The organism is Acinetobacter sp. YH12099 (genome assembly GCF_013419195.1).
GTDB lineage: Bacteria > Pseudomonadota > Gammaproteobacteria > Pseudomonadales > Moraxellaceae > Acinetobacter > Acinetobacter towneri.
On record NZ_VPAP01000001.1, the window covers coordinates 146,741 to 162,896 of the forward strand.

Here is a 16,156-nt window from a genome sequence, read left to right on the forward strand (position 1 = left end):
GATATTTAATTTATTGGTAAAACATTAGTTGGATTGATTGGCTTGCCATCTAGACGTACCTGAAACTCCAACATGGTACGTGTTGCACCAGAAGAACCCATTTCAGCAATCTTTTGACCCGCTGTGACATTTTGACCACTGCTCACATTCATCTTACTGTTATGTGCATAGGCGGTGATATAACCATCAATGTGCTTGATTAAAATCAAGTTCCCATATTCTTTTAATCCATCTGCAGCATAAACCACCTGCCCATCTGCTGCGGCATAAATTGGATCGCCCACATTGCCACCGTAACGAATTCCTTTGATATTACTTGCCAAATTAAACTGTGCAATCACAGCACCTTGTGATGGTTTCACCCAGCGCAATGTGCTGCTACGCACCGGTGTACTTGGTGTTGTTGAGCTAGTGGTCGTGGTTGTAGTCGATGTTACCGGTGCAGGTGTCGTTGGTAAAGTGACTGTTTGACGTTGAATTGGTGCAGCCTGCGTTACAGGGCGAGTGCTTGTTGTACGTGGTGCATTGCCCGCTTTCAAACGAATCGACTGCCCGACATAAATACGATACGGCGGTGCAATATCATTCATTTCTGCAATGCTGAGATAGCTCAAACCATAACGTGCAGCGATACCACTTAAAGTATCACCTGAACGTACAGTATAAAAATTCGGCGCTGTTGCATAACGTGCAGAATTATTCACTTGAGGTTTAGAGGCACAACCACTCAACACGACGGTAGCCACAACAGCACTTGATAACACTAAGGTTTTCAACAATGCTGTTGGTGTGCTAAATAAACGATACTGAAACACCACAGGCATTCTTTCCTCTCTACAAATTCTAAATATTTTCTATTGCGCTAAGAGTAGCAAAAAAGTCCTTGTAATGAGGCTTACAAGCTACTTTTTCACAAAGTTATAACATTAGTTAGCCAATTTGGGAAAATTGACTGTGCAATGATTGCAAAACGTCATAATTGGTGGCATCCATCTGAATTGGTGTCACGCTGACATAGCCATTTGCTACCGCAAAAAAATCAGACTCAATTTCAGTTAAGCCTTTTTTCGGTGCAGCCACTGCCTCGCCCGACAAACCAATCCAATACACTTGACGCCCTCGTGGATCGACCTGACTAGTAATTGGCTTAGATTGGGTACGCTGTCCTTGATAGGTAATTTTTGTGCCCTGCAACACTGGCACATCTGGAATATTCACATTAAAAATATGTCGTGCAGGTAAACTTGGTAAACCTTGAGCAATAAAGTCATGTACCCACTGCGCTGCCTGCATATAATCTTGCGGATGCTGATAAGCACGTACATTATGCCCTGCAAGTGATACCGCAATCGCAGGCTGTTTCATCAAACGTCCTTCAAATGCCGCACCGACTGTGCCTGAGTACAGTACATCATCCCCTAGATTTGCACCGCTGTTAATGCCGCTGACCACCAAATCAAATTCGAAATCGAACAATCCATTCATCGACAAATAGACACAGTCTGCAGGTGTACCATTCACTGCCCAGACATCTTCAGCAATTTGCACAGGACGTAATGGTCGGTCTAAAGTCAGCGCACTCGAAAAACCACTGCGTTCACTTTCGGGTGCAACAATCACCACGCGACCCAAAGGTTTTAAGGCTTTCGCCAAAGCTTGGATACCAGGTGCAAACACGCCATCATCATTGGCTATCAAAATATTCACAGAAAAATCTCAGATAAAACAAATATAAAGGTTATATACTAAAATATAGCAACGTCGGTTCAATCTTAAACTTGTTTGTGCCTGATTCATGCCTAAGCACATTTAATAAGCACACGACAACAAAATGACTGATCAGCACATTTCATTGAAATATACAAAAGATTATATATATTTAGCGCTTAACATCCATCCAAAAATATATGTGATTCTCATGATTTTAGCTTTGTCATTTCGTCGTTTATTGGGTCTAGGTTTTGCTGCTGTATTAACGCAGTCTGTAATTGCAGAAGATTTGACTGCAGCAGAAGCCAATACGATTGTGAAAGAAGATGTTGCAGCGGCACAAGTCATGACTGAAATGTGCCCTGCACTGATTGGAAAAAATGCAAAATTAGATGCCAATATTCAAGCACTGATTCAAACTTATCTACAAGATTATTCAGAATCGAACATGACGCTTGCCAAACTACAAGCCGACGCAGAATATCAATCCGTTTTAGCTGAAGCGCGTGAAGCAGCAAAAGATACAGCCAAAGAAGAGCAAAAAGTAGTGTGTCAGGAAGCTTTAGAATTAGCACTTTAAATCACATGATTTAAATACTATTTTGAGCCTGTAAATAATTTTGCATACTCACCCTTTAAGGCAAACTTTCAAAGTTTGCCTTAAATTTTATGCTTAGTTTTTATATCTGGTATTTTTCCACTATTATTTTACGCTTTATATCAAGCCACTGATTTTCAAATTTCAGACTTTAATCTTCACTTTTTATACATGATTTGCGCTCAGATCACACAGCTTTAATACATTTTCACTCTTTCAATTCGCAAATAAATGATTCATCTTATAAGCACTTAAATGAATCGGTAGATTCAGTTCAAACAATATTTAAGGTACTTGATATGCAATTTTCTGGCTTAAAAAATTCACGTGCAGTTCATTTTTTTGGCGCAGTTGCGCTCAGTTTGGGTTTAAGTCAAGCCGCAATTGCGCAAGAAGAAAATATTGAAGTGACGCCATTACAACAAGTGACTCAGCAAGAATTAGCCGCTATTTATGTGTTATCTGAAGTTTGCCCTTCACTAGTCAAAGAACAAGATCAATTTCATCAGGGTTATACAAAACTTGCCCAAGAATATATGCCTAAAGAAAAAGACGCTGTTACTGCCTTAAGTAAACTCAGCAAACAAAAAAGCTTCCAGCCAATTTTAAAAGAAGCCCGTGCCGATGCCAAAGCTGCTGGAACAGCCAAAAACCAAGCAATTTGCCAAGAATTGACAGCATATAGCAGATAATACAATTTGGTTACAATACTTTTATCAATAAGCCGATTTCTCCCATAGAAGTCGGCTGAGCTTTGCCCTAAAATGCTAGCTCTTTTGTGCATACCTCAAGTATTGGAACCTCTTAGAATGACCCCAAAAAGCGCCCTTGCTGCATTATTACTATTACCAAGCTTTTCTTATGCAGCAACTGTCTTAGCTACACCACCAGAACTCAATAACAAATCATACGTTTTGATGGATTATGAGACGGGACAAATTTTAGCTTCAAAAAATGAAAACGAAAAACTCGCCCCTGCCTCAATGACCAAAATGATGACTAGTTTCATCATTGAACAAAAGTTATTAAAAGGCGAACTCACGGAAGATGAACAAGTCCGCATGAATGAGTCTGCATGGTGTCGTGGCAGCAGCACAGAATCATGTATGTATGTTCCTTTAAATGGCACAGCAACCGTACTTGAAATGCTACGCGGAATTATCGTGCAATCGGGCAACGATGCATCTAAAGCCATGGCAGAGCACATTGCAGGTAATGAAGGCACATTCGTTCACATGATGAATGAAGAAGCCAAACGTATTGGCATGAGCAATACCCAGTTTATGAACTCTACGGGTATGCCTGCTGAAGGTCACTTTTCTACCGCAAAAGATATGGCGACTTTAGCGCAGCACATCATCCATGACAGCTCAAAATACTACCCAATTTATTCTGAAAAAGAGTTTTCTTTTAATGGAATTAAACAAGGCAACCGTAATGCCCTGTTATATACCGACCCAAGCGTGGATGGTTTAAAAACAGGTCATACCAACGAAGCGGGTTACTGCTTAACCACTTCATCTAAACGTGGCCCAATGCGTTTAATTTCGGTGATTTTTGGTGCGCCAACCATGCAAGCTCGTGCAACTCAAACTCGTGAATTGTTAGCTTGGGGTTATGCAAACTACGAAACTGTACGTGTACAGCCTGCCAACCAAGTCTTAGCTAAAGCAAAAGTATGGTACGGTAAAAGCAAAGAAGCACAAATTGGTTTGCCAGAAAACTTTAACGTGACCATGCCAAAAGGCAAAGCCAACCAAATTAAAACTCAATTGGTGGTTCAACCTAAATTGACTGCTCCTTTGAAAAAAGGTCAAGTGATTGGTAAATATGTCGCAACCTTAGATGGTAAAGTGATTGCTGAAAAACCATTGGTGGCGTTGCAGGAAGTGGAAGAAGCGGGTTTCTTTGCACGTATGCTAGACCATATCAAACAATTCTTTAGCAACTTATTCTAAGATTCATAAGCTTAGACTAAAGCGCAAAGCACACATGCCCGCATGTGTGCTTTTTTATTTTATACTGTCCTCAATCCTAAATTTATAAGCTAAAGATTTGTCCATCATGAAAAAAAATGTGCGTGCTTATTTAGAGCAAACCCCAAAAATTGACGCAAGCTGTTATGTAGATGAATTGTCGGTGGTGATTGGTGATGTGCATTTGGCCGCAAATGTATCGGTTTGGCCATTTGCCGTGATTCGTGGTGATGTTAACCATATTCGGATTGGTCAAAATTCCAATGTGCAAGATCATGCCATGCTGCATGTTAGCCATAAAAAAGCCGACAAACCTGAAGGTTCACCGCTGATTATTGGCGAAGATGTCACAGTTGGACATGGTGTGACCTTACACGGCTGCACCATTGGCAATCGGGTGTTATTGGGCATCAACACAATTGTTTTGGATGATGTCATTATTGAAGATGATGTAATGATTGGCGCAGGGTCTTTAGTGCCACCGCGTAAGCGTTTGGAAAGTGGCTATTTGTACGTGGGTAGCCCTGTGCAAAAAGTTCGTCCTTTAACCGACAAGGAAAAAGAGTTTTTGCCTTATTCTGCACGGCACTATGTAAAAGTGGCGGGGAATTATCAATAATCCACCCCTCAAAGTTCTTTTTGATTGTTGTAATTTGAGGGATTACACGTTCTGCACCGTTAATTTTAAACTCAGTGTATGAATGACATGATTAATCATATCAAATCGAGAGGCTGAATCTTGACTTAGAGTTTTATACAAAGCTTTACGGTCAATATCTGCCTCTTTTTCTATTTGTGCAATAGCTTTGACTTTGGCAACAACACCTAGCGCAAATGAGATCACATCCAGCATCACCAAATGAATCAAAGAACAAAGTACCCCTCACATCTTCCCACAACTACACAAACCTACATTTACAGTTTTAAAGAAATCCCCTTTCAACATAGCCACATCCCCCTAAATTTTGTAGAATATGCGTTTTACCCCATGGTGCTTTTCAATGACCGCTTGGACTGCTCACGTTACTGTCGCCACCGTTATCGAAAAAAACGGAAAATTCCTGTTTGTTGAAGAACATACAGAAGGTGTGACGCATAGCGTGTTTAATCAGCCTGCAGGGCATGTTGAAGCTGGCGAAAGCTTAATTGAAGCAGCAATACGTGAAACCATGGAAGAAACTGGGCATCGGGTGAAAATTAATGCCTTACTCGGTATTTATAGCTATACTCCGCCTATGTTTCCTGACCGCACCTATTATCGCTTCTGCTTTCTAGCCGAATCGCTGCAACATGATGCGCAAGCCCAGCTCGATCCCGATATTATTGGTACAGTATGGATGTCTGCAGACGAACTGGCTGAATCAGCACGTGCCCGAAGTCCGTTGGTACTGAAAGCGGTTCAAGATGCGCTCAGTGGTCAATCTTATCCTTTATCGCTCATTTACGAGCACCAAAATTCTCCCCTTATTTCTAGTTTGGATGCCTAATCCTATGCAACAACGTGTCATCGTCGGTATGTCAGGTGGTGTAGATTCATCTGTTTCTGCTGCACTTCTACTTCAACAAGGTTATCGGGTTGAAGGGCTTTTCATGAAAAACTGGGAAGAAGATGACGGCACCGAATATTGCACCGCGATGGAAGATCTTGCCGATGCGCAAGCGGTGTGCGACAAGCTAGGCATTAAGTTGCATACAGCCAACTTTGCGATGGAATATTGGGATCGGGTTTTTGAGCATTTTCTTGCCGAATATGCCGCAGGACGCACGCCAAACCCAGATATTTTATGTAATAAAGAAATTAAGTTCCGTGCTTTTTTAGATCACGCCATGAATTTAGGTGCAGATTTTATTGCTACAGGCCACTACGCTCGTCGTGGTGAAACGCAGTACAACTCCAAAGGTGAAGCATACGCTCCACTGTTACGTGGTTTAGATAAAAATAAAGATCAAACCTATTTCTTACATGCAGTGCATGGTCGTGAAATCAATAAAACCTTGTTCCCTGTGGGCGAAATTGAAAAGCCGCAAGTCCGAAAAATTGCCGAAGAACTAGATTTAGTCACTGCCAAGAAAAAAGACTCGACAGGGATTTGCTTTATTGGTGAACGTCGCTTTAATGATTTCTTAAAACAGTATTTGCCTGCTCAAGCTGGAAAAATTGTTTTAGACGATGGCAAAGAGGTTGGTGAACATCACGGCTTAATGTACTATACGCTCGGTCAGCGTGGCGGGATTGGTATTGGCGGCTTAAAAGGTGTTGCTGAAGGTGCATGGTTTGTCCTGCATAAAGATATTGAAAACAATCGTTTAGTGATTGGTCAAGGTCATGAACATCCACTCATGCAAAGCACTATTTTATGGAGCGAAGCAATTGATTGGGTGGCAGGTGAACAAGAAATTCCAGCGTCAGGCTTCCGTTGTACTTGTCGCACTCGCTATCGCCAAGATGATCAGGACTGTGTAATTTTCAATGATGACAGCATGCCTGGCGGTGTACGTGTGGAATTTGATGAACCACAACGTGCAGTCACTCCTGGTCAAAGTGTCGTATTCTATTCAGGCGAAATGTGTTTAGGCGGTGGTGTGATTCACCATACCAATGCACCTAAACCCGATTTTATTTAAGGATTGTTTTGGATGACAGAGTTACCGTTTCAACAGTCACCAACTCTGAATGTTCGCCAAAATCGTGCCTTGGCGTTAGCGGGTGTGTTTCAAGCCACCCAGCTCACGCACATGACTGCACTCACAGGCAGACAAAGTATTGGTGAAAGCGGTAACTTTTATTTTGAGCAATTAATTAAAGCCAGTTTAAATATCCGTCCAAGTAGCAATCACAGTTCGCAAACTTTGGATTTTTTTAATCATTTGGCCGATATTTCTTTGGGTTTAAAAACGCTAGAAAGCAGCATCAACCAACCTTTTAATACTGCTCCTAAATCGCGTTTACCTAAACTATCCAATACCAAACTACCCATGTCGTATGCGATGGCACTCTTACAATTAGAAAAGAAAGTGTATAGCAATCCTAAATACGTCGAAATTATTGAGCAGTCACAGCAAAAAATCTTAAAACAACTTTCATTTTTTGATCATAACTATTTGCATCCCAGTATTATTGCCAATTTAGCCCAAACCTATGTCGATACTGCGGGACAAATTAACCCGCGCATTATGGTACGTGGCAATGCAGAAGCATTTAAGGATTCTGCACATACCAACCGAATTCGAGCTTCGCTTTTTACAGGCTTACAAATGGCACACCTTTGGCGTCAACTTGGTGGCAGTTCATGGGGCATGGTATTTAGCAAACGTAAATTATTACGTGATATTCAAGATCTGGCGCGTTTACAGTATCAGGTGGTTTAAACCATGCTGAACACGCTTTTGTTTTAGGTTTAATTCCAAAGTTTAAGGAATCGATATGAACGCTTTAACCGCACTTTCTCCATTAGATGGGCGCTATGCAAGCAAATGTGATGCTCTCCGCCCTTTCCTCTCTGAGTTTGGTTTAATCCATGCTCGTGTGACTGTTGAAGTGCGTTGGTTACAAGCGCTTGCCAATCGTCCTGAAATTACCGAAGTACCTGCTTTCAGTGCTGCAACGAATGCTGCATTAGATGCAATTGTTGCAGATTTCTCTGAAGATGATGCCAACCGCATTAAAGAAATTGAACGCACCACCAACCATGACGTAAAAGCAGTTGAATATTTCTTAAAAGAAAAAATTGCCAACATTGATGAGTTAAAAAATGCAGGTGAGTTCATTCACTTTGCTTGTACTTCAGAAGACATCAACAACTTGTCACATGCTTTAATGCTTAAAAATGGTCGTGAAGTATTGGTTGCAGCGATGCAGCAAATCATTGATTCGATTGTTGCATTGGCAGAAAAACACGCAGATCAACCAATGTTGTCACGTACTCACGGTCAAACTGCAAGCCCAACAACTTTGGGTAAAGAAATGGCAAACGTGGCATATCGTCTTGCACGTCAAATCAAACAGTTCAAGCAAGTTGAGCTTTTGGGCAAAATCAATGGTGCAGTAGGTAACTACAACGCTCACCTTTCTGCATACCCAGAAATCAACTGGCCTGCACATTCTCAAGCATTTGTAGAATCTTTAGGTTTAAGCTTTAACCCATACACGACTCAAATTGAGCCACACGACTATATGGCAGAATTGTTTGATGCGCTACGTCGTTTCAACACCATTCTAATCGACTTCAACCGTGACGTTTGGGGCTACATCTCACTTGGTTTCTTCAAGCAAAAACTGAAAGAAGGTGAAGTTGGTTCTTCAACCATGCCGCACAAAGTAAACCCAATTGACTTTGAAAACTCTGAAGGTAACTTGGGTATCGCCAATGCAGTCTTGGCTCACTTAGGCGAAAAATTACCAATCTCTCGCTGGCAACGTGACTTAACTGACTCGACTGTATTGCGTAATATGGGTGTTGGTTTTGCACAAAGCTTGATCGCATTTGAAGCTTGCTCTAAAGGTATTGGCAAACTTGAATTGAACGCACAACGTATTCTTGAAGATTTAGACAATGCTCAAGAAGTATTGGCTGAGCCAATTCAAACTGTGATGCGTCGTTATAACATCGAAAAACCATACGAAAAATTAAAAGCTCTTACACGTGGTCAAGCTATGACACGTGACATGATGGTAGATTTCGTGAATGGTAATGAGTTGGAAGGCGTTCCTGCAGCAGATCGCGCACGTTTAGCGACAATGACGCCTGCAACTTACACAGGTAATGCAGCTGAACAAGCAAAACAAATTCAAGATTTAATTGCTAAAATCTAATTTGTAAAAGCATTCATCACAATACAAAAATGCGAAGCTTCGGCTTCGCATTTTTATTAGAATAAAACAAATCTTCCAACTTAAACATCACATGCAAAATCAATTCCGCATTCAACATTACTGTGCTTTAGGCTTGGTTATACTCGCCATGCTTGCTGCCAGTATTCAACCACTGGAATTTGAATCGTATCTACTGCATCAGGCAGGCACAGTTTTTATGCTCGCGGCTTTATTGATTGCATTTAAAAAAGTAGGACTGAGTTTTTCTAGCTTTGTGCTGTATTTAATATTTTTACTGATTCATATTGTCGGAGCACATTATCTGTATTCTTATGTGCCCTATAATGATTGGATTTTGCACAGCTTTGGCTTCAATTTAGATCAGAGCATGGGTTGGTCACGCAATATGTATGACCGTTTTGTGCATTTGGCTTATGGTATTTTGCTCTATCCTGTTTTATTGCGCTTGTTTGAAGTCTGGTTTCCAAAAAACAAACCTATCGTTTTATATCTTTTGGTCATTCAATTTATCATGGCAAGCAGTTTAATTTATGAATGGGTGGAATGGCTCATTGCGCTTGGCTTATCGCCAGAAGATGCTGAAAATTATAATGGTCAGCAAGGTGATATTTGGGATGCACACATGGATATGCTTTTAGCAACGATAGGAGCAATGCTGATGGGATGCTTCTACTTGATCAAGAAACCCTAACAGGATGCCTCTTTCGTACTAAATCCAAATTTATTGCCAATACCACCACCAGAAGCCAGCTAAACTTGCGACTGAAATCATCCAGATCAACACCGTTAATACTGCAGGTTTACCTGAACCCCAAAACATGGTTTTGGCAAGCCATTTTTTAAACAATACGCTGCTTAAAGTTAAGCTCGCTAAATGCACCAATACCGCAGCTAAGAATAAATTTGCTGCAAATTCATGTAGCTCTTTTAAAGTATGACTTTGGGTATAATCGGTGAAAAATCCAACCAACACAGTTAAAGGCAATGCCAACCAAATCAACAAAATACTGAATTGAAACGCACTGGAACTGCCTGACTTTAAAAACGGTAATGAAAAAAACTGCTGTGGCTGTTTCCAATCGCGTTTTACAAATTGTTGAATCATGCCTAAACGTTTAGAAATTCCTGTCGGCTGTGTGCTGTTCAACATACTCAACACCTGCCATACGATTCGTAAAGCTAAACTAATCCCCAACGTATAGCCAAAAGCCATATGTAACTGATGCCATTCTTCCGCATCACCTGTTAAGTAAGCCCCTGTAAAACTTAGCAGCATCACCACATGCAAAAAGCGAATCATTAAATCTGTAGATGTTGATTGCTTCGCGGGCACACTATTTGTTTGCATATTCAATCTATCAAGGTGGTTTGGTTCTTATCACAAAGATATAACATCAAGCTGAATTGAAAATTAAGATGCTTAAATCAAAGACCCTATATTTTTGAATAAAAGTGAATAAAAAAATTGCGCTCAATTGAGCGCAATTTTTAGATAAATTTTAGAAGTTAGATCATCACTATTACAGTTTAGGATCACGGATTTGCAACAAACTGCTGTTGGCTTTGCTTAGGCTATCAACCAGTTTATTCATCACTGCAGGAATCAAACTGTCTGCCATTTGTGCAGCTTGCAAACCCAGTTTTTCACCCAAAGTTGGCTTTTTACGGGTTTGAATCACATAAATATCATGCTGTGGCAACAAACTTAGTAAGTATTCATCTGAGGTTTGTAACTTATCTACCAAGTTTAAATCCAGTGCATCCTGACCATACCAATGCTCACCTGTTGCCACTTTTTCAACATTCAGTTGTGGACGGTATTTTTCAACAAAGTGTTTAAATAGTACATGAGTTTGTTGCAATTCTTCTTCAAACTTAGCCTTGCCTTCTTCGGTATTTTCACCAAACATGGTCACAGTGCGTTTGTATTGACCTGCTGTGTACATCTCAAAATCTATATTTTTTTCTTTGAGCAAGCGATTAAAGTTAGGCACTTGTGCCACTACGCCAATAGAACCCAAAATCGCAAATGGCGCTGACACAATTTCTGAACCAATACATGCCATCATATAGCCACCACTTGCTGCGACTTTATCGACGCAAATCGTGAGATGGAAACCTGCATCACGCAAACGTACCAATTGTGCAGCTGCAAGCCCATAACCATGCACCATACCGCCTGGACTTTCCAAACGTACCACAACACGGTCACGTCCAGCTTTGGCCGTTGCCAAAATTAGGGTGATTTCTTCACGCAATTGCTCTACAGCAGACGCAGCAGTATCACCTTTAAAATCCAACACATAAATTTTTTGATTGTTCTTTTTACGGGCGCGCGCTTCACGTGCCATTTGTTGTGAAAGTTGTAATAGCTCGAGTTTAGATGCCGTGGTTTGCGCAATTTTTTTTCGTTGTTCATTAATTCGCGCATTCAAATGACTAATCCGAATTTCGGCAGGTAGTTTAGGTAAATGAAATAACATAAAAATGAGTTCTCAATTTAATTCGGTTTATTAGGACTACATTAGGTCAATTTCGACTTTTTCAATACTTTTTCTATCTTAAAGCAGCTTCTTTTTGAATCAATCGTAAATATCGTTTAGAAATCTGCCGAACAGCCATTAAACGTACAGCAAACCAAATTTGCCCCTGATAGCAAATCCCAATAATAAGTGCGTTGATCGGCCACCAACCAAACAGTAGAAAACTACCTCTACGCTCATGATCTGAAGGTGTAAGCATTGAATAGAAACACACTAAACCTACGCAGAAACACATTACGCAAAGAAATTCACCTACTGCACTGTGCAAGAACGGTAACTTATTTTTTTGTTGTGCTTTTACATAGCGATAAAACTTAAATTTAGTATTGGCATCGATATAGTCTCGCCAAGCCTGCCGAAAATGGGGATCACTTGCTTGCTGCTGTACCCTAAAATAAACAACAAGCACTATCACACCTGAAACTATCACAAATTGATCATACAACCAACGATGATAATTGCTCATATTGGGGCTTTGAGAAGTTGGAAACCACCCATCATGGTTAAAAAACGTTGCCAATAAAATACTCAGCAAAACCAAAAGTGCTGCTATCGTCTCTGCACTATGTTGAAATCCAAACAAGGCATCGATTATTTTTTTCGTGGCTTGGCGTGCTGGTTTTGCCTGTTGTCGTTCTTCTTGTGAAGGAAACTGCATTTTTTATTTTCGCTGCGCGTACAAAACAATCAATACTATAACAAAAAAACAGAATCCTAAGATTCTGTTTTAATAGCTTTCAGGACTTAAGTAGATTAACCAAAACGACCTGTAATATATGCTTCTGTTAATTGATGGTCTGGCTGAGTAAATACTTTTTCAGTTGCATTCACTTCAATCAAATCACCTAAATGGAAGTATGCGGTACGGTCAGATACACGCGCTGCCTGTTGCATTGAGTGCGTTACAATCGCAATCGTATATTGAGTAGAAAGTTCAGAAATTAGCTCTTCTACTTTTGCCGTTGCAATTGGGTCAAGTGCCGAACATGGTTCATCCATCAAAATTACTTCTGGACTTACCGCAATGGTACGCGCAATACAAAGACGTTGTTGCTGACCACCAGAAAGACCTGTGCCTGGTTGATTCAAACGATCTTTCACTTCATCCCACAAACCTGCTTTACGCAAGCTGTTTTCTACAATTTCTTCTAAATCGTACTTATCACGTGCTAAACCATGCAGTTTAGGGCCATAGGCTACGTTTTCAAAAATTGATTTTGGGAATGGGTTTGGTTTCTGGAACACCATGCCCACTTGTGCACGCAATAACACCACGTCTAAGTTCGGATCGTAAATATCTTGGTTATCCAACATTACTTTACCCGTCACACGACAGCTATCAATCGTGTCGTTCATACGGTTTAAAGTACGCAAGAAAGTCGATTTACCACAACCCGATGGACCAATAAATGCAATCACTTCATTTTCATAGATATTTAAATCAATACCTTTGATGGCTTCAGACTCACCATAATACACATGCACGTCATTGGTGCTTAACTTTACATTTGAAGATTTCGCTTCTTTTTTGCTTGAAGTTTGCGTATCAAATTGTGAAACAAACGAAGTCGATGATTGCTTCTGTTCTACATCGGTAGATGTAAATTGGCTTTGTTGTGGATTCACTTGCTTATCCTGTTCTAAGGAATTCGGTTTTTCTGTGCTTACTACAGTATTCATATTCTCTGCCCTCAATTACCAGCGTACTTCAAACTTCTTACGTAACCAAATTGCAAGGCTGTTTAAGCCAATCATTAGCGCAAGTAGTACGATAATGGCTGCAGCGGTACGTCCCTCGAAGAAGTTACGCAATTCATTACCCTGCCATAAGAAAATTTGCACAGGTAACGCAGTAGATTGATCAAGTGGAGTTGCTGGTACACTGGCAACGAAAGCACTCATACCAATTAATAACAATGGTGCGGTTTCACCTAAAGCTTGTGCGACACCAATAATTGCACCCGTTAAAATACCCGGCAATGCAAGTGGGAGTACGTGGTGGAACACTGTTTGTAAACGAGAAGCACCCAAACCTAAAGCAGCTTGACGAATAGACGGTGGCACTGCTTTTAATGATGCACGCGTGGTAATAATCACGGTTGGTAAAGTCATTAAACTCAGTACCAAACCACCGACCAATGGTGCAGACAATGGTAAATGCATCCAACCAATAAAGATCGCAGCACCCAACAAACCAAATACAATAGAAGGTACAGCGGCCAAGTTATTGATGTTCACTTCAATAATATCAGTAATCGCATTTTTTGGCGCAAATTCTTCTAAGTAAATTGCTGATGCAACACCAATTGGAATCGAAATAAAGATCACAATCAGCATCATGAATAATGAACCCATGAATGCACCTGCCAAACCAGAAGTCGCTGGAGAACTACGTGAGTCTGGGCTAACAAAAATATTGGTATTGAAAGTACTTTCAATAATACCTTGTGATTCGAGCTGATCTGCCAATTGACGTACTTCAGGGCTTAATTGTTGCTGCTCATCTGGTAAGCTGCGGTCAATCTTGCCTTCTAGCCATACATCGACGTTGGCATCTGCAAGCACTTTCACTTCTTTGGTTTGGCCAATTAAAGAAGGATCTGCCAAGACCATGTCACGAAGACGGTATGCTTCAGAACTGGTATATAAGTAACCAAGATCATCACGCTTAGCTTCTAGTGCTTTGTCTTTCGCTACAATACCATTCACAATTAAAGCATCCCAATCGACCATACCCATTTCGGTTTGCCACGCAATCATACGGTCTTCGTATTGTGCTGGTGACTCGCCTGCAATCGCCTTAGGTTTTGGACCTGCATTGACAATCGCTGGATCGAAGTAAATTGGAAGGCTCATGCTGCTTTGCCAGAACGCAGGCAAACCTTTAGATAAGATACTGCCGAATAACAATACGACAAAGAATAAACCTGCAATAACTGCCGAGAAACCCATCAAGCGGAAGGTTTTTTCCTTACGATGACGCTTACCCAATGAACTGGCGATGGTTTTTTTACGTTGTTCACGTAATTCGGCAGCAGCTTGTGGATCTAACTGATCCAAAGACGATGTATTTGAAGTACTCATTAGTCGTATTGCTCACGATATTTACGCACGATGTATAGTGCAACAATGTTCAAACCTAAGGTAATCACGAACAGGGTCAAACCAAGTGCGAAAGCAACCAATGCCTGCGGACTTGCGAAATCTGTATCACCTGTTAATTGGTTCACAATCGTAATCGTAACCGTAGATACCGCTTCTAATGGGTTTGCGTGTAGTAAAGGACTATTACCTGCAGCCAACACCACAATCATGGTTTCGCCAATTGCACGTGACGCAGCAAGTAAGAATGCACCAATCACCCCTGGTAATGCAGCTGGCATCACCACGCGACGAATGGTTTCAGATTTGGTTGCACCCAAGCCTAAAGAACCATCACGCAGCGCACGCGGCACTTGCGTAATAATGTCATCAGACAATGAAGATACAAAAGGAATAATCATGATGCCCATCACTAAACCAGCGGTTAATGCACTCGTGGCATTAATATCTAGTCCAATGATTGCACCCGCAGTTTTAAGGAACGGGCCGATGATCATCATGGCAAATACACCGTACACAATGGTCGGAATACCTGCTAAAACTTCAATGGTCGGCTTTGCCCATGCACGGAATTTAGGCGATGCATATTCTGCAAGGTAAATGGCGATCATTAAACCAATAGGTACTGCAACTAATAAAGCAATACCACTCACCATCAATGTGCCCCACAGTAATGGAAGTAAACCATAACTGCCATCTGCACTACCCGAGGTGCTAAAACCAGGGTTCCAGACTGTACCAAAGAAGAAATCCAGTGGGCTAACGAAACTAAAGAATCGCATCGCTTCACTGAACATGGACATCACAATACCAACCGTAGTTAGAATCGCAACACCAGAACATAATGCCAAAGAAATGTTGATGATTTTTTCAACTTGGTTACGTGCGCGGAATTGTTGTGAAACACGTTTCTTTGCCCACAGCAAACCAAATAAGGCCGCACAGATCACCACCGCAAGTTTGGCATAAGAACCAATGGTTTCAATTTTCGCTAATTGCTCTGCCGCTGCAACTTCGTATGCAGCAGGTGTATCACTTACACCAAAACCAGATGCAATGGCTTGTACGCGATCAACCAAAACACTTGTACTTGCAGGGTCTAGGCTTGCAGCAATGTGCGCTGGCACATTATTAATTACCACTTGCTCTAGAATACTTGGTTCAACCAAGTTCCAAACAATCAAAATTAAAAAAGCAGGAATACCACACCATAATGCTACCAACGCGCCATAATATCCTGGGCGTGAATGTAACATTGCAGAGTTATTTCCCTTACCTGCTAGGTTACGGCTCTTGCTTAACCCGATTTGATAGGCTACGGCGATAATCGCCAATAACACACCTATGAGTAGCAGATTCATGTATTCTCCACTGTTTTTTCAATTTGTGTTTT

General features: G+C 41.0%; 18 protein-coding genes. 9 read left to right on the top strand and 9 right to left on the bottom strand.

Going from position 1 to position 16,156, the window contains the following annotated elements:
- Nucleotides 1-5: 5 nt before the first annotated feature.
- Both FTU39_RS00715 and surE read right to left on the bottom strand, forming a co-directional pair.
- Entirely contained in the window at nucleotides 6-824 is an 819-nt protein-coding gene (locus FTU39_RS00715) for a peptidoglycan DD-metalloendopeptidase family protein (protein WP_104851774.1), read from the bottom strand.
- 106 nt (nucleotides 825-930) lie between these two features.
- Nucleotides 931-1,707 (bottom strand): 5'/3'-nucleotidase SurE, encoded by a 777-nt coding sequence (gene surE / locus FTU39_RS00720; RefSeq protein ID WP_096901077.1) that lies wholly within the window; start codon nucleotides 1,705-1,707, stop codon nucleotides 931-933.
- Between the two features lie 211 nt (nucleotides 1,708-1,918).
- Between surE and FTU39_RS00725 the strand changes: the two genes are divergently transcribed.
- From FTU39_RS00725 to FTU39_RS00740, 4 genes are all read left to right on the top strand, one after another.
- Nucleotides 1,919-2,290: an MCR_0457 family protein gene (locus FTU39_RS00725; RefSeq protein WP_026438310.1), complete on the top strand. Its 372-nt coding sequence runs from the start codon at nucleotides 1,919-1,921 to the stop codon at nucleotides 2,288-2,290.
- A 317-nt stretch (nucleotides 2,291-2,607) separates the two neighbouring features.
- Entirely contained in the window at nucleotides 2,608-3,000 is a 393-nt protein-coding gene (locus FTU39_RS00730; RefSeq protein WP_004971644.1) for an MCR_0457 family protein, read from the top strand.
- A gap of 117 nt (nucleotides 3,001-3,117) precedes the next feature.
- Entirely contained in the window at nucleotides 3,118-4,266 is a 1,149-nt protein-coding gene (gene dacC / locus FTU39_RS00735) for a D-alanyl-D-alanine carboxypeptidase PBP5/6 (protein WP_004971646.1), read from the top strand.
- A gap of 106 nt (nucleotides 4,267-4,372) precedes the next feature.
- Nucleotides 4,373-4,903 carry a gamma carbonic anhydrase family protein gene (locus FTU39_RS00740; RefSeq protein WP_004971648.1) on the top strand — a complete coding sequence of 177 codons (531 nt, stop codon included), beginning with the start codon at nucleotides 4,373-4,375 and terminating at the stop codon, nucleotides 4,901-4,903.
- Nucleotides 4,904-4,945: 42 nt separating this feature from the next.
- Here the strand turns inward: FTU39_RS00740 and FTU39_RS00745 are convergent, their stop codons facing one another.
- Nucleotides 4,946-5,128 (bottom strand): DNA-binding protein, encoded by a 183-nt coding sequence (locus tag FTU39_RS00745; RefSeq protein ID WP_218953063.1) that lies wholly within the window; start codon nucleotides 5,126-5,128, stop codon nucleotides 4,946-4,948.
- A 157-nt stretch (nucleotides 5,129-5,285) separates the two neighbouring features.
- On the opposite strand from FTU39_RS00745, the gene FTU39_RS00750 reads away from it, so the two are divergent.
- The 5 genes from FTU39_RS00750 (at nucleotide 5,286) to FTU39_RS00770 (ending at nucleotide 9,809) form a co-directional block, all read left to right on the top strand.
- Nucleotides 5,286-5,771: an NUDIX hydrolase gene (locus FTU39_RS00750; protein WP_096901080.1), complete on the top strand. Its 486-nt coding sequence runs from the start codon at nucleotides 5,286-5,288 to the stop codon at nucleotides 5,769-5,771.
- Between the two features lie 4 nt (nucleotides 5,772-5,775).
- On the top strand, nucleotides 5,776-6,909 hold the full coding sequence (mnmA, locus tag FTU39_RS00755) for a tRNA 2-thiouridine(34) synthase MnmA (RefSeq protein WP_180051598.1): 1,134 nt from the start codon (nucleotides 5,776-5,778) through the stop codon (nucleotides 6,907-6,909).
- A 12-nt stretch (nucleotides 6,910-6,921) separates the two neighbouring features.
- Complete coding sequence (gene hflD, locus FTU39_RS00760) at nucleotides 6,922-7,653, top strand: high frequency lysogenization protein HflD (RefSeq protein ID WP_004971659.1); 732 nt, start codon at nucleotides 6,922-6,924, stop codon at nucleotides 7,651-7,653.
- 55 nt (nucleotides 7,654-7,708) lie between these two features.
- Nucleotides 7,709-9,097, top strand: a complete 1,389-nt coding sequence (gene purB, locus FTU39_RS00765; RefSeq protein WP_019837658.1) for an adenylosuccinate lyase — start codon at nucleotides 7,709-7,711, stop codon at nucleotides 9,095-9,097.
- Nucleotides 9,098-9,188: 91 nt separating this feature from the next.
- Nucleotides 9,189-9,809: a DUF2238 domain-containing protein gene (locus FTU39_RS00770; protein WP_004971662.1), complete on the top strand. Its 621-nt coding sequence runs from the start codon at nucleotides 9,189-9,191 to the stop codon at nucleotides 9,807-9,809.
- A gap of 30 nt (nucleotides 9,810-9,839) precedes the next feature.
- Here FTU39_RS00770 and FTU39_RS00775 read toward each other — a convergent pair whose 3' ends face one another.
- From FTU39_RS00775 to pstC, 6 genes are all read right to left on the bottom strand, one after another.
- Nucleotides 9,840-10,466: a cytochrome b/b6 domain-containing protein gene (locus FTU39_RS00775; protein WP_004971665.1), complete on the bottom strand. Its 627-nt coding sequence runs from the start codon at nucleotides 10,464-10,466 to the stop codon at nucleotides 9,840-9,842.
- Between the two features lie 172 nt (nucleotides 10,467-10,638).
- Nucleotides 10,639-11,601: a protease SohB gene (sohB, locus tag FTU39_RS00780; RefSeq protein WP_004971667.1), complete on the bottom strand. Its 963-nt coding sequence runs from the start codon at nucleotides 11,599-11,601 to the stop codon at nucleotides 10,639-10,641.
- Nucleotides 11,602-11,674: 73 nt separating this feature from the next.
- The gene (locus FTU39_RS00785; RefSeq protein WP_180051599.1) at nucleotides 11,675-12,319 is read right to left on the bottom strand and encodes a hypothetical protein; all 645 of its coding nucleotides are present in this window, start codon (nucleotides 12,317-12,319) and stop codon (nucleotides 11,675-11,677) included.
- Nucleotides 12,320-12,414: 95 nt separating this feature from the next.
- A complete protein-coding gene (gene pstB, locus FTU39_RS00790) occupies nucleotides 12,415-13,341 on the bottom strand; it encodes a phosphate ABC transporter ATP-binding protein PstB (RefSeq protein ID WP_154320875.1) in 927 nt (308 codons plus the stop codon).
- Nucleotides 13,342-13,356: 15 nt separating this feature from the next.
- Nucleotides 13,357-14,745: a phosphate ABC transporter permease PstA gene (pstA, locus tag FTU39_RS00795; protein WP_167845916.1), complete on the bottom strand. Its 1,389-nt coding sequence runs from the start codon at nucleotides 14,743-14,745 to the stop codon at nucleotides 13,357-13,359.
- On the bottom strand, nucleotides 14,745-16,124 hold the full coding sequence (gene pstC, locus FTU39_RS00800; protein WP_004971674.1) for a phosphate ABC transporter permease subunit PstC: 1,380 nt from the start codon (nucleotides 16,122-16,124) through the stop codon (nucleotides 14,745-14,747). The genes pstA and pstC overlap by 1 nt, the downstream gene beginning before the upstream one ends.
- Nucleotides 16,125-16,156 lie beyond the last annotated feature (32 nt).